Genomic DNA, 19,086 nt, shown 5'->3' with positions numbered 1-19,086 from the left:
TGGTAAACATTCTGAATCACATCATCTCTGGAACTGAAATTAAACAAGTCGCTACTGATGAAACAACTATCCGAGCTGAGTGTCGACGAACTCCATCAACAACAAAAGTCAACCAGGCGTGTGGCTGGTGCCATGATTGGCTTACTGGTAAGTATGGCAGCGGTTAGCCTCTTTTTGACTTTTCAGAAGGGGTTTAGTGTGCTTACTATGCTTCCCGTCTTCTTTCTGCCGTTAGCGCTAACTAGTTTCGACAAATTAAAAAAGATAAAGGCGGAGCTACGCTTACGCGGGTAATGTCAAAGCAGAGTCAATCAGGGCTCGTTAAAGGACAAAGCCTGCCGATTAGTCGAAGTAGGTAAACTTTGTCCTTTAACGAGGGACGTATGCGGCTGATTGGAGTTGACAGCGACTAAATGGTCCGTTGTCGCTGGTCCGAATCGAGGAATTTGTACGAATCCTTAACGATGCTTTTCCCAGTCCTTAAAAATAAAGCGCAGGGCATCAAAATAGGCCACAACGGGTTCGGTCATGTGGGTTTCGGTGGGGTAATGTTTATAGAGATAATCAAGTCCTTTTAGCTTTTTTTTAGCGAGTGTTGCCTCCAGTTTTACTAAATGTTTATGAAAAAATGAGTTACGGCCACCTTCATTTCCGTCACTAAAAAAAAGCGTTTTGTGTAAGGCTGAACCGTTCTTTACCTTCTCAGCAGCCAGTCTCAACAGATACTCCCTGTCCCACCAAAGCGAGGGGCTTACGGCTATATACGCATGAAACAGATCGGGATGGGTCAACAGACAATTGAGCGAGGCAAGGCCCCCAAAAGAGTGCCCGGCCAAAATTTTATAAGGCGCGGTTGGGTACGTTTTCTCGATCATGGGCATCAATTCGGTCGCCATGAATTGTAAAAACTTTTCGTTTCCCCCACTGCCTTGATACGAGCTACTATCGGGTTTGCCCTCATAGTTCAGTAGGCTATTGCTTGGGGTAAGGTCTCGGGTTCGTTTGGTATTTGGGATACCGATGACGATAACCTTGGGCATGGCCAACACATCGGGCCGACTCAGATACTCGACATACTGAGCCAGCAGTTCAAAATGATTGTCACCATCCAGTACGTATAAGACGGCAAATCGCTTATTTTTATCGGTGGAGTCTACTTTGGGGCAATGCACATACACCTTACGCTCTTCGTTCAGAAGCTGGGAGTGGATCCTCACCACCTCACTAGATGGATAACTATACGGCTGCGTAGGCTGGGACTTTGCCGGTGAAGCGACAACCATAAGCAGAATCGATAGCCATCGAACGGTATACAGCAATAATTTCATTTGGTAAAATTTAACGAATGATGGCCTCGAATTTTTTGCCTGACCGCTACCGGATTAGGGCTTGCTGGTGTGGCGGTATTCGGAGTGGTTTCAGCTCAAATATAGCCCTAAAAGCTCGATAGCAGTATGACTGCCGACGGAGATCGGTCAGCCACTTTAGTAGCAAAGCTGCGGTTGTGGGCCGTGTTTGTTGTAGCCAAAGGCGTCTATTTTTTGTGACGTGTCGCCCGAATGAATTACGCACTGGTAAAGGGCTATAATTTTGAGCGTTTATCGTTTGGCAATACAATTTGTTTAAACATACTAATTAAGGAGCAGTCTCTAGTTGGAGTGTATACCGGGAATCAATAGTTTTTTGAGAATCAGACAAGTGCAGCACATAATGCTGGGTTCCAATCACCTTGACCCCAAAAGAGTTGGCTATTCTTCGACTTAAAAAGATAGATAGAACACGACGTCGTCCAGTGAGCTAAATACAAAGAATGTACTGGCCAACAATAACCCTAGAGGCAGTAAGCTGTTGGACCAACGGGTAGGCGATGGCTTAAGTAGATAGACATACCCAAAATAGAAGCCAATCGGGAGGGTCACCAATGAGATGAACGCAACGTAATACAACAAGAAGGAAAGCAAGGTAAGGCCAACCATAACCCATAATCCGCCAAGCGCCCAACGCTCTAGCCATGAACGTACTTGATCCACCACAAGAAGCAGGCCCAGGCTCCATAGCGTTAGTATTCCCAAGATAGTGTATTGCGCATAGGTAGGGTCGTGGGCCGATCCCAAAACAACATAGCTAACGGTTAAGGTTAACACCAGCCAAACGGTAAACCAATTCAACAGAACTTTACGGTAAGCACCGTCCCCGATGGAGAATAGCAGTCGCTGAGAAGATAAATCCCAGTATCTAATCGAGCCATTACCCGCTGTTTGGAGTCGACCCAACTCGTCAAAGCGTAAGTCCTCAACGCCCGCTAGTGTATAAGCGTAAAACTGCGTCAGTCGCTTGGCCTGCCTCCAGTTCCATAACTCAATCGCTCCGCCCCATTTACTTGTCAACAGTTGTTTGCTGTCGGGGGTAAAGCTAATGTTCCAGTTCGTGTGAGCTCCCAATGCGAAGGTAACGATTCGTTGGTGCGTAAGGGAGTTAAAAACGGAGCAGTGACTTGCCGTGTCGATCCAGGCTACCTGATCACCAGCTGGCGAAAACTGTGGTTTGCCTGGTACTTGGGGCACCTGCCACAAAACGGCCTGAGTCTTCAGATCAATTACCGTAAGATTGGCCTGCCGATCACAATAAGCCAACTGGCCCGATGGACTTACCGAAAAACCCGTGTTCCAGGCAGGCAGGCGCTTAATGAGTTTTGCCGTCGGTAACTGCCAGATACAAAGGGTGCTATCCATACTTTGGCTAAGAAGCCACTGTCGATCAGGACTAATGTAGACCTGAGTGACGATCCCACGATGCCCCAATAGCCGCCGAATGGGCCGGGCCTGGGAAACCGACCATAGTAAAATCGAATGATCTACTGCTCCCGACGCTAAAACCGCGCCATCAGTTGAAAGGCTCAGGCACCGTACTATATCCTGAGGGCTGACTAGCGTAGTGATACAACGCCGTTGCTGCCAGAGTCTAATCTTGTTATCACTGGCACTAACCAGGAGTCCTTTGGGATTGCCATCAATATCGTAGACCCAGGCCTCAAGTCGCTGGAAATAGCCAGTTGAATACGCATAGAGCATAAACGCCATGTGGGTCACTAAACCTAAAGCGATCAGGAGCGGTGAAGCGATCAGTCCAACGTGTCCTCATCCAATAATGGGTTAGCTTGTGTTTTAGATCTGCCAAGACAAATCTAAAACACCTTTTTGGAGCCTTGTCTTATCGATTAGTTTAAACACGGTTGGTCCTGGTGGAATTGTAACTTTTACGATCATGCTTTTTTTATTAGGTCTTTTATTTACCTCCCGGCTTTTGTAGCTCCTCAAAATCGCCAACCACCCATTTGGGTTTGGTGGTGCTAAATGGATCGAGAATGAATCGTCCCGTTTTCGTGTCCAGAATAATCATTTGTCGATCGCTAGCCACAACCTGAAACCGGCGTGTATCCAGAACCGTCGGGTCGGGCTGGCCATCGTGGGCGGGCTTGAAGTTGGTTAGCGTCAGTAGGCCGCCCAGAGCAAGCGCGCCTAGCAAAAACGAGCGGAGGTCAATAGCAACATGAAAAGTTTTCATACTTGATGAGGGTTGAAATTTTATAAGAAAGTTACCGACAAGCCCAAATTACATATTCCGGGTTCACCCTGTCCCACTTGAGGAGGATGACAGACAGGACACAATGTAAAGAACGACTTGTCTAATTCACTCAGTAGCCGCCAAACTTAACATAACCGTAAACACAGTGCCTTCCCCTTCGGTGCTGGCTACCTCAATCCGACCGTGTTGCAGGGTCATATACTCCTGACAAATGGTTAAACCAAGACCCGTCCCCGAAATGCCCCCGGCGTTACTGGCTCTGAAGAATTTACCAAATAAGTGAGCCAAATCAGCCTGGGGAATACCTATGCCCTGATCACGGACCAATACCCGTACCTGATGACACTCATAGACAATCGATAGCTGTGGGTTGCTTGAGGAAAACTTAAAGGCGTTCGAGAGCAGATTGGTCAGCACATGGCTCAACAACGTTTTATCCGCACTCACTCGAACTGGCTCTCCCTGCACGGCTAGCTCTACCTGACGCCCATCTTCCCGATTCTCAAACAAGCTGACCACTTCTTCACTTAACTTAAGTAAATCGATGGCCGCTAGCTCGACCCGTTGTTGACCGGCTTCAATCTTACTCAGCGTGAGTGTATCATTGATTAACTCCGTTAGGGTCATGACTTGATGGTTAATCGTAGCGAGCTGCTTGTGAATTTTAGACGTCAGCACACTGCCCGCACCGGAATGAAGATACCGCTGGATGAGACTGGCACTCAGTTTGATGGCCGTCAAGGGAGTCCGAAACTGATGAGAGGCCGTTGCAATAAACTGGGACTTTAAGGCATTAAATGACCGTTCGGTCGCCAGGGACTCTTCCAGCCGCCGTTCTTTTTCCAGGGCCGCTGTTATGTCGGTGGCCATGCCCATTCGTCGCGTGAGTTGGCCGGCTTCGTTTTTTTTGGTGAATATGCGCGTACTTAGCCAGCGAATCGTACCGTTGGGGTGGTGTACCCGGAAGCGAAAAGCATGGCGGGGCTGCTGGCTCATAAACGCTTCCAGCACCAGCGGTCGATCTTCCTCAACGATCGCCTGGGTAAAAGCCAGCGGATGGGCATAAACCGTTTCCAGGCTGATGCCGGTATAGCGTTCAAAGCTCGGGTTCATGTACAGAAACGTTGGGCTGTGGATGTCGCGCACCCAAAAGATTTCATCCACATTTTCGGCAATCGCCCGAAAGCGTTGTTCGCTTTCTACGAGAGCCTGCTGGGCCTGCTTGGCTTCGGTTCGATCGAGTAATGTACCCGTCAGACCCACAAATTGCTGCTGGTCATCGAATGTACCAGCCATCAACACCTCAAGCCAGCGATAGCCACCGGTTCGATGACGAAAGCGAATCAACAGGGAGCCATCCGGTGGCCAGCTTCCCGCCTGAATCTGCTCCAACAGTTGCTGAGTAGATAAGCGGTCTTCATCCAGCACGGCATTCACCAGATAGTCCCCCAGGGAGGCCTCCACCGGAAAGCCGGTGAGGTTCTCCCAGCCAGGATTTAAATAAGTCCATCGCCCACGGGAATCGGTTTGAAAGACCACTACTTTCAGGTGCTCAACCAGAGAGCGGTAGCGTTGCTGACTGCTTTCAAGGCGTTGCTCGACCTCTTTCCGACGGTTGAACTCATGGCCAACCAGCCAGTAAGACCACCCGCCATTTACCAGGGCCAGCACCAACAACAGCCAAATCAACCGACTGGTCGCCCCGTAATCGGCCTGTAGCTCCTGCTGGCGAGTACGCAGGAGCTGCTGTTCCACCTGGATGAGGGTAGCTATGTGCTTACGGACCGTATCCATGCGTTGTTTACCAATCGGCAATAAGGCCTTAGCCGATCCATTGGGCCGCTTAAGCTCGGAAAGGATGGCTATCTTATTGCTTACTACTCGCTCCAGCTGCTGCACTTTTCGTATTTGGCCGGGATTATCGGCCACCAGTCGGGTTAGTGTCTTCAGCCTGGTGGCTATCTGAGGAAGGGCCTGATGGTAAGGTTGGAGAAACATTGTATCGCCCGTCGCTACGTAGCCCCGAGTGCTGGCTTCGGCATCCACTACCCTGGCTTCCAGTGCCTTGAGCTGATCAATGACCTGGTCGGTATGTATCACCCATTCCTGATCTTGTTGCTGTCGGTAAAGCAGAGTCGCTAACATCCCAAGGCCCCCTAGTAGTAACAAAGCCGCCCCCAGGAAGGTAAGATCAATTAGACGCCGTTTAGTAAACAAGTATATGTTAGGCAGCATGTACAGGTGTAAAAAGTAACAACTAGTATAGTTAGTAGCTAAACTATATATTATTACTTTATATTAAAAGACCTTTGCTGCTTCTTTTTTGATTACCTGGAGGTAACGGCAAACGACTGTTGAAAATAAGGATGACAGGAAAGTGTATTCCCCTTCTCAGACCCGTTTACTTAAACGTTTCTCTAAAGGGCTACATACTGATGCCTAACATAAAAGCTCTTTCGTCTCAAGCAGGAGCGATTGAAGAGACGGTTATTTTACTCGCTTTAGGTTGTAGTAGGTGTTATGGGTTGCCGCAGCCACACCAGTACGCCTAACAGAATTAAGGAGACCAGGGCCGGTATACCACCAGCGAGACCGCCGGGAATCTTCGTGGCATGCATAAAGACCGCTCCAATCATGATGATCAGTAAACCCATGGCGGCAAAACGGGTTAGACGCGGTACCAGCAGGCCAATACCGCCCAGCAATTCGGCTCCCCCCACCACATAAGCCAATAGGCCCGGTAGCCCCAGGTTACCAAACATGGTTACCGTAGAGGACATGTCGCGTAGTTTATTGAAGCCCGAAAACATGAAAAATAACCCTAGTACTACTTGTAGAATCCAAGCAATTGTGTTGCGAAGAGAGGCAGACATAGCTAAAGCGATTAAGGAGATAAAGGTTGTTTATTGAGGTGAAAGATACTAAAATAATAATAATTCATATGTTGTATAGTGAATATTGAAATAGCCTGTACGTAGGCTATTCATTGAGCCGCCGTAACTAGAGAGCTATTGCGCTTGCCGTAAAGCTTGTTCTCATTGGGTCAAGTACTGAAGCGCCACACAGCCAGAGTTGAAAACGATCGTGTCAACCAGTTTTAAATCTAAATTTTCCGGAAGGCTGCCCCCATCGAGCAATTGTCTACCTCTTCCCACCAGCACCGGATGGACAACCAGATGAAATTCATCGATCAGGCCTGCTGCGATCAATTCCGGAAGCAGACTTACACTGTCTACAGAAATTTTTCGGCCGGGTTGCTGTTTCAGTTTGAGGAGTTCTTCGACCGGGTTGCTACGAACGATTCGCGTGTTATCCTCCACCTTGTCCAGTGATTGTGAAAGAACCACTTTATCGATAGCCGTCAGTCGTTGGGCAAACCTATTTTCATCGGCTAAGCCGGATTGGTTTTTGGCTACATCGGCCCAAAAGGGAAACATGAGCTGGTACATGATCCGACCCATAAAGAGCAGATCAACCTCGTTCAGCAGGCTGGTGAAATACGCATGCACCTCTTCACTGGGCTTGAACAGCGTGTGGTCACAATAGCCATCCAGGCTGATATTTATTCCAAATGTCACCGTTCTCATGGTATTGAGTTAAGTGCTTTCCTGTTCATAAGGATTTAATATCATTGGCTACACGAGTGAGGTCATTACCCAGTTGATGACCTCCGCTGGGTAGTTCGCGGAAAGTTGCCCAAGGCATTTTTTGCCGATAAAGGGCGAGGTGAGCAAAGGGCACCTCGTCATCATCCTGGCTGTGGTAAAAAAAGACAGGCAGCTCCCTGGCCACCTTATCCGCAAAATTATCTGCCAACTTAAAGCCTTCTTTCCAGTCTTCATCACCGCTCCAAAACGGGGTAGCCATCAGAAAAATAGCTATGGGCTTTATCTTGACTTCGCTTTCGGAAACGTATTTCAATAACATGGAAGCCCCTAAAGAGTGTCCGACCAGAATAAGCTCGCCCTCAATCCGCGAAATTTGGTGGCCAATCTGCTTGATCCTGCCTAAATCCGGAACCGACTCATCGGTAGCTAAGCGCGGATAATGCACACGATACGCATCGCCTAAAAGCGCTTTCAGCGAAGCAACGAGGTGTTTATCGGCCTCATAGTCTTCCTGACTTCCTCCCCCTTGAATAAAGAGCACTTGCTTATTGATCCAGCTCATGGTTGTTTACCAGTCAAGTAGTATCCAACAAAGGTAAAGCAGCCTTGTTTGTCGTGTCGTGGGCGTTTGCGCCAATTTGAGAGGTGGTTTGCGACGGATTACCTGACCTCCATCGATCTTATTCCCAGCTAACCAATGCCAGGGAAACGATCGATTGGCAGGATCTGCAGCCCCGTCAATGGGCTAAGATGATGCTTCGTATCACATGGGAGCGTTTTTGCGAGACATCTACTTTTTAATAACTGTCCAATGTTACTCGCAGCATACGTTTCTATCATGCCTGAAAACATATTACGGTTTTATCATCAATTGTTTGACTACTTTTATATTAATCCGTCTAACTTCTTAAGCTGATGCGTAAAAAAAAGATTCTTGTCGTTGATGACCGTGATGATCAATGGACATTAATTCGAGCCGCTATGGCAAGTAGTATGCCGGACACCGAAGCCGTTTGGGTCAGAAACCCGAACCAGGCATTAGACTATCTGCATGCGCAAAGCGAGCGCCAATTACCCAACCTGATTTTACTGGATTTGTATCTGCCTGGGCGGGATGATGGGTGGCAATGCCTGGAAGCGATCAAACAAAGTAAGGTGTCTCATTTATTGCCTATCGTTATTTTTAGCCATTCCGACTTAAAGGAAGATGTTAAAGGATCATACGACTTGGGGTGTTCGTCCTACCTGGTTAAGTCATCCGACCCCCGGCAATGGCTGGATTATTTCACAGTTCTACACAATTTCTGGTGGCAAATATCTACCCTACCTCCTAAACCATTTTATTAATTCTGGTGCCTAAAGCGTATAGGTAATCGTAAAATTATTGAGTTGACTGATGGCTAAGAAAGATAAAGAAGACAACGACCAACTCAAGCAGATAGCCGAGTATATACTCTACTCCCGTCGGGAAGCTATCCTGAACCAATGGCGCCTTCGATGTGCTAACGATGCGGGAATGGATACCCGTAACAGCTTTGGCCGGGAGGAGTTTTATGATCAGATGCCCGTGCTGCTCAATATTCTGGGGCAATGGCTCATGGGAAAGGATCCAGAAACAGACCCCGTCGAACGAGCGGGTCAGCATGGCCTACACCGCTGGCAACGCGGGTATTCCCTCAAAGAATTGACCCATGAGTTAGCTAACTTCTACGACATTCTGGCCGAAGAGATAAAGCAGTACGTTGATCTTTATCCTGACACAAGACCCCAGGTGATTATTCAGGTTCATGGCCAACTACTCCGATTAGTCAAGGAGGCTACTACCGGCAGCGTCCTGTACTATGATCAACTCCGGCAGACCAGCGCAGCCGAGCAAGCGCAAACGCTTCAGCACACCCTGGACCAGGTCAACGAATTAAGTCGGCAACGGGGGGAGCATCTGCGCCAAACGTCCCATGACTTACGCGCCAGTTTCGGCGTTCTCTTCGGTGCCGCCACGTTACTGAAGATGCCTGCGGAAGCGGACGAGCGGGATCAGTACGTCGATATGCTCAACCGGAACTTAGGGACGATTCAGCACATGTTACACCAAATGACGGATCATGCCCGTCTGGAAGCCGGTCTGGAGACGGTTGATATTAAGTCGTTTGATGCCGCCAAGCTACTACGCGATATTGTAGATAGCGCTCAGGGATTTGCCCATACCCGGAAGTTGATTCTGAGGGCCGACGGTCCTGACCATTTACCCGTCGTGAGTGACCCGGTCAAGGTGCAACGAATCGTACAGAATCTACTGGTAAACGCCTTGAAGTATACGCACAAAGGGTCGGTTAGTGTCTCCTGGTCAGCCGAGAACGAAACGCGCTGGCTGGTGAGTGTGCAGGATACGGGGCCGGGCCTGAGTAGCGGCCCCGTCGGGTTACTGGCTACCCAACTCAAGCCCCTATCTGAACCCACCAGCATTCAGCAACCCGATGGCCCCAAGAGCTACCCCAGTAGTGAAGTACCCGACACGCAGTTCAAACAAAAGAATAATGGTCAATCCTCGGATAGTGAAGGGATTGGCCTCTTTGTCGTCAAGCGCCTGTGTGAGTTTTTAAAAGCGAGTATGGATATTGAAACCACCGTTGGCCACGGCACCTTGATTCGAATTCGCTTTTTGAACAATCAGGAATCACCCGAGTCCGTTTCAACCTAATCATTAAATGCCCCGTTTAAGAAGCAGACGCATGAACGCTTCTGCGTTTCATGGGGGTGCCTTTAGTGAGACAGTTATTTATAATAGTAGTCAGATAGTCCCGCACCCCTATGTGCGGGTCCCCGCCAAGACCAGCCGCTGAACCGGTCACCGCAGCTCAATCAATCACATACGGTTCCTTTCCGGTATCTCGGTTGAGACAGTAGGTGCTTCCCAACGAGCCGAAATCTACTCGGTGACGAATAAATTCATTTTATTGAATACATATCAGCATTTGTTAATATTTAAGTGATTAATTTTAAGAAAAGAAAACTTGTAACACCTTGTATCTAGAATATGACTAGTTAAGGCTTGCAACTAAAATAAGCTTTTATAGTCAGTGGCTCTTTGTCCTAGGCAGCTTGCTCCGGTTGTCCTTATCATAAAATTAAATACCCGAGGGCGAGACTGTTTCAGTCTATACGCAATGTAAAGCGGCCGTTTAGAAAAAGGCGCTGGGTAACTGCTGCTTCTCCATTCCTTGTCCAAAGCAGACGGTCATCGACAATCATCATTTTTAGACACATTCAACATCTTTCCTCGAAATGCACACGCTTACATTCCAGCAACCCGAACTTGACCGCTTGGCCAACTTAGATACCTACACCATCATTGATACGCTGCCCGAACTGGAATATGATGATATTACGCATCTGGCCGCCCAGATTTGTGGTATGCCAATTTCATTGATTTCGTTTATTGACCGGGATCGACAGTGGTTTAAGTCCCGACATGGGTTTCTTCCTTTACAAACCGACCGGCACCTCTCTTTTTGTACCCATGCCATTCAGCAGCCCGATAAAATGATGGTGGTTTCGGATGCTACCCAGGATAGACGATTTTCGGAGAACCCCCTTGTCTACCAGAAACCCGGAGTTATTTTTTACGCCGGTGTACCCCTCGTTACCGAAGAGGGCTGGGCGCTGGGCACCCTGTGTGTTATTGATAATAAACCAAACCAGCTCACGTCTGCTCAGGCAAAAAGCTTAACCATACTGGCCCGACAGGTTGTTACGCTGCTTAGCCTGCGAAAAAAAACCGGGGAGTTGGAGCGAACACAGGAGAACGAACGCAGGGAGCATAGCCTGCGTTCGCTTCTGATCAATACCATGAAAGAGGTTGTTTTTCAGGCTAGACTGGATGGAAACTGGCTCTTTCTGAATCTGGCCTGGGAAACCATTACGGGCTACTCCGTTGCGGAATCTCAGGGTCGCCTGCTGCTGGACTTTGTTATTGAGGACGACCGGCCACGTATTCAGACGTATCTGGAACAGGTCAGGATCGGTCAACAACCTTTAGACCAACCCGTGGTTCGTTTAAGCCATAAAACGGGTTCGATTCGCTATGTGGAAGTCTTTATCCGACAGACGCTTAACAAACACCAGGAGGCAGATGGTCTGAGTGGTACTTTGACTGATATTACTGACCGGAGGCAGGCGGAAGCGGCACTACGGGAAAGTGAAGAGCGCTTTCGGCAGATAGCCGATAACATGGAGGAGATATTCTGGATTCGCGATCTGAGGGAATGCAAGTTCCTCTACATCAATTCCGCTTATGAAGCCTTTAGCGGGTTATCCCCTCAGCCGTTGTTTTCCGATGAGACCGCATTTTTAGAATTTGTCTTTGAGCAGGATCGGAATACGGTGTTGAGGGCTTTTCAAGAAGTTGAGCAGTCACTCAGTTACCAGTTCAGAGCCCGTCATCGGGACGGCAGCTGGCGATGGCTCCGGGTCCGTGCTTTTGGCATTCATGAGGAGGGTGGTAGGCCATCGCGCCGAATTGGCATCAGCACTGACATTACGTCAATCCTGGAAAAAGAACATACTCTTGAAGAAACCCTCAAGAAAGAACAGGATCTTAATGCCTTAAAATCGCAGTTCATTACCACCGCTTCTCACGAATTCAAAACACCCCTGACGACCATTAGCTCCAGTGTGGAGTTAGTCCGGTATTACTTAAGTCGGGAGCCACAAACGCCGTTCACAGCCTTACTGACAAAGCACCTGAATGTCATTTTCGAGCGGACAACAGGGCTCGATGCGTTAATTATGGACACGCTGACCCTGAGCAAACTAGATGAGGGTAAAATTCACGTGTTATTACAGAAGATCGATTTAGTGGCACTCGTGCGACAGGTTATCGTATCTGATTTTACAAACCGGGAGGATAGCTCACAAGTTGCGGTAAGTGTACTGGGTGATCCGATAGAGGTATCTATTGATGCCAAGCTAATGAGTCACGTCCTGACCAATCTCTTATCCAATGCCTTTAAGTTTTCCTCTACTAACCCCAGACTGGCTATTGAATTTTCTGAACACACGGTACGGCTAGCCGTGACTGATCAGGGAATCGGTATCCCGGAAAAAGATCTGACGTACTTATTCGGCAAATTCTTTCGGGCCAGCAATGTGCACCAGATCAGGGGGACTGGTTTAGGGTTAGCTATCTGTAAAGAATATGTGGAACTCATGCAGGGTTATCTGGAGGTCGACAGTACCGAAGGTATTGGGACGACGTTCACCATCACCTTTCCCTTGAAAGGTTGATAGTAGCAGCGCTATTATTATAAAGAACGTATGCCGTATGCTACGAATAGTGGTTGACTGGTATTAAAACAAACCGTCCAGTTAAACGCCCCAATTAAGAAGCAGACGCATGTAAGCTCAAGTGTCTCGCATGGGAGCGTTTTTATAAGACAATGACATTTTAATATCTGGCCAATACAGTCCGTAACAGACGGGTCTTGAAAAAAGCCAGTAGTGACCTATTACAGCATTACTGGCTTTTTTGTACTTTGTTAATCATCGCTCTCATCCTGCGGCTTTGCGCTTCCTGATCGTTCCTGCTCTTCCTCTAGTGCTTTCTCGGCTTCTGCCTGCTCCCGTGAGAGTTCACGGAACAGGTCTTTCTGATCCGCTTGCATCGTTTCTTCTTTTCCGTCATTGTCAGACATAGCTATAAAATTTTCGTACCTAATTGAATAAATTAAAACAAGTTAATACAATTATATACCAGGTTAATCGGTAAATACAAAATTGTAGTAACTAGGTAATAGGCCACCACTGGCACTTTATGCAGTTGCGTATGCGACGGATAGTAGTTAACAGTTATTAAAAATACGCCCCATTTGAGAAGCGGATATACGAACGTCTCTTAGTCTCACGCGGGAGCGTTTTTAGCAGACTTTATTCTTTAATTACTTCTTCGATGATAGGATTGTCAGCTCTAGGATCTAGCATACGCCTACTTAAACACAAAATTATACGACAGGGAGGCTATGGGCGCGGCAAAAATCTGTAACTGATAGGCGTTGGTTTTACCATTCTCTGCCTTGAAGAAAATAGAGTAAGCATTTTTTTTGCCATACAGATTATACACCGTGAAGGCCCAACGGCCCTCCCATCGCCTGGCCTTCATACCTGGGTTATAAATATTCCAGCTGAAATCCAGCCGGTGATAATCAGGCAATCGGCTGTTGTTACGAACGCCATAGTATGGATACTGCGCTCCATCGATCGTCACGAAACCGGTCGGCGTCGAATAAGGGCGACCCGTACTATAGGCAAAGGTGAAACTGAAGCTATTGTGGCGATCTACGTCGATTGTCATATTGGCATTTACGGCGTGCGGCCGGTCGTAGTTAGCCCGGTACCAGTTGCCATTATTGACGCTCTCCTGCACCGTGGGGCCTTCGTTTACCTGATTGAGCGTCCGGGCATAGGTGTAACTCAACCACCCCGTCAGCTCTCCTTTCTTTTTAGAAATCATCGACTCAACGCCATACGCCTTGCTGCGCCCCTGCAACAATTGCGTTTCGGGGTAAGGCTGTAATAAAAAGTCCGCTCCCGGACGGTAATCGATGATATGTTGCGTAAACCGGTAGTAGCCTTCCAGGGTTAGCTCGTAAATATTATTTTTAAAGGAATGAACCAGCCCTGCTGTCACTAATTGACTAACCTGGGGCCGTACGTTGGGATCGGACGTTTTCCAGCGGGAGGTGGGCAGGGGTGTGGTGGTGTTGGTGACCACTTGCAGGTACTGCCGCATCAGGTTGTAGCCGAACTTAACCGATGAATTAGCCCCCAGTGTATAGCGAATACCCAGCCGGGGTTCAGGCCCGCCATAGCGTTGGGTAATCTGCCCGGCCGCGTAACGAGTGGAGTCGGTGACCGAGAAATCGTCGCGGGGCTCCCCCACCCTATAGTGTCGCACCAGCGATGGCCCCAAGGCGAGAAACTGAGAGAAACGCAGCCCGGCCGATATGGCCAGTCGTGTCCCTAGACTTCGTTCATAGTCAGCGTACAGAGCTAGTTCGAGGGCCTTTTCAGTGGGGGTTGTCACGTAGTTAACCTGATCACTCTGGCCGGGCAGGAGTGTTCCCGGTTCAAGCTGGTAATGCGTTCCGCTGATACCAAATTCAAGCTTCTGATTGGTTAGCTGGTAATTCAGGTTTGATTTCAGTTGACGCTGTAGCACCGAGGAGCGTAAGGTGACCAGGTTACCGCTTAGTTCCGACGATAAAATTTTGGGTATATAATACCCATACACACCCGTCGTTTGCCAGTTTAGTCGGGACGAAAGCGTTCGAAACCAGCGGGCCATCACGTTGATTGTCTGATGATTGTAACGGGTCGATGTACCGGTTACATTGGGCAGATTGGCCAGTAAGTCCGTCCTGAACAAATCCAGGCTGGTGTAACCCGTCACGGTCAGCGTGTTTCGGTTATCGATTCGCCAGAATGCCTTCAGTACCCCATCGCCGAACTTTGCCCGGATATTAGCCAGCCTGTCGGACACGATGGGGAGCAAAAAATCGTTGAAAGCCCCTCGTCCGGAAATCAGCAGGCCGAATTTCCCCGGCACGATGGGTAGATCGGCGGTGAGTTTATTCGACACCACACTGACCCCTCCGGACAGGCTGAACTGATCCAGAGTAGGATTCCGTAGGGACACATCGAGCACCGACGCGGCCCGACCTCCGAACCGGGCCGGAACATTCCCTTTGTATAAATCGACCGTACTCATAACATCGGGCGGAAATACCGAGAACAGCCCAAACATATGCGTCGGGTTAAAAATAGGCGTTTCATCCAGCAGAATCAGATTCTGGTCGGTAGTGCCTCCCCGAATATTGACCCCATTGGAGGCCTCCCCCACGCTCGTCACACCCGGCAGCATTTGCAGCCCACGCAGCAGATCAACTTCGCCCAATGCCGAGGGCAGTTTCTTTAAGGTATTGATGTTTAATTGATTGGCCCCGAGCATAGGCTGGCGTAAGGTCTGATCAAAGCCTTTGGTCGTGACAACGACCTCTTCCAGCTGACTTGCCACGCTAATCAGGGCTACATCGACCATGAGTGAATCGTCGACCAGATGAATTTCCTTCCGAACGGGCGTGTAGCCAACCAGCCGGGCAATCAGGATATGATTGCCCGACGGCACCTCAATGGTATAGTGCCCCTCCGCATTGGTGTTGGTGCCCGAAAGGTGCTTCCGATAGTCGATGACAATGGCAACGCCCGACAGCGGAAGCCCTGTTGCCGAGTCGCGCACCGTTCCACTAACCCGAAACGCATTGGGCCGAGTGAGTGCGGCCTGAACACTCGTTCTTACGCGGGGGGCCTGATTCGGTCTTTTCCCACCCGGAAAAATCAGAATCGCGGTGCTGGTAGCCACCGATTTTTCAGGCAGAAAAGCCGTGATGGAGGGGTTGACAATGTTCGTAACCATAGAGGTCTTCGACAGACTGTCCGGTTCGGTCTGCTCGGTCCATGTCCAGTGTTCGGAACCGGGAGCTTTGCCGTTATAAAGCCGGAACGTGGCCTGCGCCAATGCCCAGGTTCCCGCGAACAGGGATAAACACAGAAAGAGGATAAATCTGGTCATTATAAACAGGCGGCCTTCAGGCACTGAATGTGGACAATGTTTATTCATTCCAGCCGGGTGGTAACTGGCTCGTGCGGCTGTCACTGGAAATACAAAGGGCCGAGGAAGCACTGCTGCCAAATGGACTACTACCCGGCTGCGATGTTTCCAGCCGGGGGGCTCGGCCGTTGATGGCGTAAAAAAGACCCTGAAACAAGCCCGTGTTGACGTCCTGCCGTTTGATCTTGTGTCGACCGACGGCCACCGAAGATGCCGAAAAATAACCCACTACATTTTCTGACGAATTATTGACGTTCCGGATATTTCCCGAAATGGGTGCCGGGGGCGAATCGGCCAGCGTTCCGGTGTTCTGAACCTGCTCGGCAAACAGCCGATAGTAGCGGTACGCATTGGGTGAGATGGAAAGCTGCTCAACAACAATCAATGCCGGGTCGCGCTGGTAGATGGGAATACTAGCCACCTTATGACCCGCCTGTGGTTGCCCGTTGGTGTACACGTCCGAAAAAGCGTCGATGTCGATGTTATAAAAAATGTCCCAGCACAAACCCCGGCAGGGATAATCGAAGCGGTTGGTTGTTCCCAGGGTTGTATCCCGAATGCAGCCGATAATATCAATTGGCCCCGCTCCCACCGGGCCAATATCGCGCACCACGTAGCGCCCCTGCTGACAGGTAGCGCACCAGGTCTGTAGCTCATAGAGCCGCCACCGCCAGAGGTAAAAGTTACGGTCATTGGCGGGATCCTGCAGGTCGAGGTAAATATCGTTGGCGGGTACTGGCAGGCCATCGGCCGTTTTTCGGGGTCCCTGCGGATTGAACTGATCGTAAACGCGCAGAATGGGTGGAACGGATACCATGGTTTCTACCGATGATTCATAAACAGCCCCTTGGGTCGTTTGAAAACGGAGTTGATAGGTATTCCCTACCTTTCCCCGAAAATCAGCCGGAAGCCGATAGGTACCGGGCAATACTTCAATCAGGGTTATGGGCGTTGTGCCGTTTGCGGTTACGGTAACGTTGGCCCGCTGAATTGGGATACTTACGTTGCTGCTGTCGGCGTTGGAACGGGACCGGCTCAGACGAATGGTTTGCGCTTCATCAAGGTCGGTGATAATGCCGCTGACCACCACCAGATTGGCATTGAGCGCCAGGTCCGGATCATACGCATTGATGCACCCGTGTAGACTGAGCAGTACCCAACTTAAACTGATCCACCGACTGAACCGTGAGAAAAAAAGCATACCTGCGTTGAGTGAAATACGATCTACCTTACTGGACTAAAGAGCATTCTGCTACCCGACTCAAGGCGTCATTTACCCGCTCCGCTAACGGTTGGATAAGCCCCTTTGACGGCATTTTTCTGCGCAAAAACGGGACTGGACACCACCACATCTCCGGTTCTAAACACCCACCGCTGACGGCCCAGAGCGGCATCCACGGCATATAGATTAAAGTCGTTACTGCCAATGTACACGGTCCCGTTTGCCACGACCGGCGTGGAATAAATATCGAAGTTGGTGGCAAATGACCAGCGTTGTTTACCCGTAAGGGCGTCAATCGCATAAAGCTTATGATCGCGGCTACCGACATACACCACGTTATCGGCTACCACCGGACTGCCATAAAGTATGCCCTGGGTAGGAAACTTCCATGTCAACTGACCCGATGCTGCATTAAGCGCATACAGGTTATAATCATAACTGCCTACAAAGACCAGCCCATTGGCCACTACCGGACTGGCATCGATACCCGCAGCCGCCAGAAATAACCAACGTTGACGGCCCGTGGCTGCGTCGATGGCATAGAGCTTACTGTTGCTGCAGCCAATGTACACGAGTCCGTTTGACACCACCGGGCTGGACAAAAAATAACCATCGGCCGTAAATTTCCAGCGTAACAGGCCATTACCAGCGTCGATCGCGTAAACCTGATTATCCTGTCCGCCGATATAGACCAGTCCGTTAGCTACCGCCGGACTCGAATAAAGTCCAAAGCCAACCGTAAACACCCAGAGCAGGCTGCCAATTGTTGCGTCGATGGCATAGAGTTTACCGTCCTGACTGCCTACATAAACGATCCCATCGGCAATTACCGGGCTGGAGTGGACGAAGTCGCCCGTTTTAAACGCCCACCGTTGTTGTCCCGTTGTCGCATCGATAGCGTAGAGTTTGCTGTCATTAGAACCAACATAGATCATTCCATAGGCGACTACCGGACTTGACTCGAAGGACGTATCGGCCCGAAATACCCAACGCTGGGTACCCGTTGTAGTATCCAGCGCGTATAGCTTACTGTCAAAACCGGCAACGTACAAAAGCGGAGCCGTAACGATCACCGTGGGGGGTGTTGTCGCTGTCACCGCTGCGGGGGGCGTAGCCACCGGTTTAACGAGGAGGGTGGACTTGGGCGTACAGGCGGTTAAGGCAAGGCCAAACCCAATCAGGATGTACCCCATGGCAACTATTGGAAAAGGATGTTTCAATCGACTCAACGACTTGATTAGGGAGGCAAGTTTGAAGAGAGTAGTCATAAAAGAGCCTTATGGGGTACCTGGAATCGCCTGCTTCTCAAGTTCTGCGTTTAATCCATTTCCGTTAAAACCACTAGCGGTGAGTCGACTAGTTAACTTGAAGAGAATAATACGACTAAATCTTACGATTAACTAGGTTAATTAATTACAACTATACAAAGATTCAGAACAGCCTAATGAGTAAGCCGTTGAATGGTTGTGTAGTAAGACATTAAAGCTCCCTTTTTACTATCGCTATTGATGCAGAACTTCTGTGCATCAGAATCTAAAGGCATCTAAGCAATTGAGAGAAGCAGTGTTTCAAAAAAATCCCTATTTAGGAGCTGAGTCATTTGTAACTGATCTTCTCATGTTGGGGAGGAGTTACTGAGATCAACTAATGTGATAGAAACAAAGGGGCTTTCACCACATTAGTTGGTACGTTAGTCACAAATACGCCATTTTCGACAACAAACACAGTGGAAAGGACATATTCATTTTAGCCAGTAAGCGAGTCAATTAGACCGCGTGTTTTTTGCAACAAGCTCTACCTTTGAGAAATGAAACGAATCTACCTGCTTCTTGCTTTCATTGGTTGGTACCCTCAAAGTAACCAGGCCCGGTACTCATTTAGTGGCGTTTGCCAATACAAATAAATACCTGTCCATGCGAGTTGATAGTTTCCTGCTATACCTGCAAGAAGATGGGTTAGATCCTATTATTAAGGTGCCAACACTAAAGAGGCTGACTGGCAACGCTACT

15 protein-coding genes are annotated in these 19,086 nt (G+C 49.1%); 4 read left to right on the top strand and 11 right to left on the bottom strand.

Features of this window, described 5'->3' with window-relative positions; all coding sequences use genetic code 11:
- Positions 1–57: 57 nt before the first annotated feature.
- Positions 58–294, top strand: a complete 237-nt coding sequence (locus CRO74_RS15755; protein WP_097126973.1) for a hypothetical protein — start codon at positions 58–60, stop codon at positions 292–294.
- A 164-nt stretch (positions 295–458) separates the two neighbouring features.
- Here CRO74_RS15755 and CRO74_RS15750 read toward each other — a convergent pair whose 3' ends face one another.
- The 7 genes from CRO74_RS15750 to CRO74_RS15720 all read right to left on the bottom strand — a co-directional run bounded on the left by CRO74_RS15750 (position 459) and on the right by CRO74_RS15720 (position 7,755).
- Positions 459–1,328, bottom strand: coding sequence for an alpha/beta hydrolase (locus CRO74_RS15750; RefSeq protein WP_097126972.1), 870 nt, complete (start codon positions 1,326–1,328; stop codon positions 459–461).
- A 432-nt stretch (positions 1,329–1,760) separates the two neighbouring features.
- Positions 1,761–3,080 carry a WD40 repeat domain-containing protein gene (locus CRO74_RS15745; RefSeq protein ID WP_097126971.1) on the bottom strand — a complete coding sequence of 440 codons (1,320 nt, stop codon included), beginning with the start codon at positions 3,078–3,080 and terminating at the stop codon, positions 1,761–1,763.
- 205 nt (positions 3,081–3,285) lie between these two features.
- Positions 3,286–3,564 carry a hypothetical protein gene (locus CRO74_RS15740; protein ID WP_097126970.1) on the bottom strand — a complete coding sequence of 93 codons (279 nt, stop codon included), beginning with the start codon at positions 3,562–3,564 and terminating at the stop codon, positions 3,286–3,288.
- Positions 3,565–3,690: 126 nt separating this feature from the next.
- Positions 3,691–5,820: a PAS domain S-box protein gene (locus tag CRO74_RS15735; RefSeq protein WP_097126969.1), complete on the bottom strand. Its 2,130-nt coding sequence runs from the start codon at positions 5,818–5,820 to the stop codon at positions 3,691–3,693.
- Between the two features lie 266 nt (positions 5,821–6,086).
- The gene (locus CRO74_RS15730; RefSeq protein ID WP_097126968.1) at positions 6,087–6,458 is read right to left on the bottom strand and encodes a DoxX family protein; all 372 of its coding nucleotides are present in this window, start codon (positions 6,456–6,458) and stop codon (positions 6,087–6,089) included.
- A gap of 162 nt (positions 6,459–6,620) precedes the next feature.
- On the bottom strand, positions 6,621–7,172 hold the full coding sequence (locus tag CRO74_RS15725; RefSeq protein WP_097126967.1) for a dihydrofolate reductase family protein: 552 nt from the start codon (positions 7,170–7,172) through the stop codon (positions 6,621–6,623).
- A gap of 25 nt (positions 7,173–7,197) precedes the next feature.
- The gene (locus CRO74_RS15720; protein WP_097126966.1) at positions 7,198–7,755 is read right to left on the bottom strand and encodes an alpha/beta fold hydrolase; all 558 of its coding nucleotides are present in this window, start codon (positions 7,753–7,755) and stop codon (positions 7,198–7,200) included.
- 353 nt (positions 7,756–8,108) lie between these two features.
- Here CRO74_RS15720 and CRO74_RS15715 point away from each other — a divergent pair, with 353 nt between their 5' ends.
- The 3 genes from CRO74_RS15715 (at position 8,109) to CRO74_RS15705 (ending at position 12,476) form a co-directional block, all read left to right on the top strand.
- Entirely contained in the window at positions 8,109–8,540 is a 432-nt protein-coding gene (locus CRO74_RS15715) for a response regulator (RefSeq protein WP_097126965.1), read from the top strand.
- Between the two features lie 49 nt (positions 8,541–8,589).
- The gene (locus CRO74_RS15710) at positions 8,590–9,891 is read left to right on the top strand and encodes a sensor histidine kinase (protein WP_097126964.1); all 1,302 of its coding nucleotides are present in this window, start codon (positions 8,590–8,592) and stop codon (positions 9,889–9,891) included.
- A 584-nt stretch (positions 9,892–10,475) separates the two neighbouring features.
- On the top strand, positions 10,476–12,476 hold the full coding sequence (locus CRO74_RS15705) for a sensor histidine kinase (RefSeq protein ID WP_097126963.1): 2,001 nt from the start codon (positions 10,476–10,478) through the stop codon (positions 12,474–12,476).
- Between the two features lie 251 nt (positions 12,477–12,727).
- Here the strand turns inward: CRO74_RS15705 and CRO74_RS31620 are convergent, their stop codons facing one another.
- From CRO74_RS31620 to CRO74_RS15690, 4 genes are all read right to left on the bottom strand, one after another.
- The gene (locus CRO74_RS31620) at positions 12,728–12,883 is read right to left on the bottom strand and encodes a hypothetical protein (protein ID WP_179830214.1); all 156 of its coding nucleotides are present in this window, start codon (positions 12,881–12,883) and stop codon (positions 12,728–12,730) included.
- A gap of 290 nt (positions 12,884–13,173) precedes the next feature.
- Positions 13,174–15,816 (bottom strand): TonB-dependent receptor, encoded by a 2,643-nt coding sequence (locus CRO74_RS15700; protein ID WP_245877864.1) that lies wholly within the window; start codon positions 15,814–15,816, stop codon positions 13,174–13,176.
- Positions 15,817–15,856: 40 nt separating this feature from the next.
- On the bottom strand, positions 15,857–17,056 hold the full coding sequence (locus tag CRO74_RS15695; RefSeq protein ID WP_097126962.1) for a DUF4249 domain-containing protein: 1,200 nt from the start codon (positions 17,054–17,056) through the stop codon (positions 15,857–15,859).
- A gap of 68 nt (positions 17,057–17,124) precedes the next feature.
- Complete coding sequence (locus CRO74_RS15690) at positions 17,125–18,345, bottom strand: BamB-related PQQ repeat family beta-propellar protein (protein ID WP_097126961.1); 1,221 nt, start codon at positions 18,343–18,345, stop codon at positions 17,125–17,127.
- Positions 18,346–19,086: the final 741 nt, after the last annotated feature.

This window comes from Spirosoma fluviale (genome assembly GCF_900230225.1).
GTDB lineage: Bacteria > Bacteroidota > Bacteroidia > Cytophagales > Spirosomataceae > Spirosoma > Spirosoma fluviale.
This window is presented reverse-complemented; position numbering and strand designations above follow the sequence as displayed.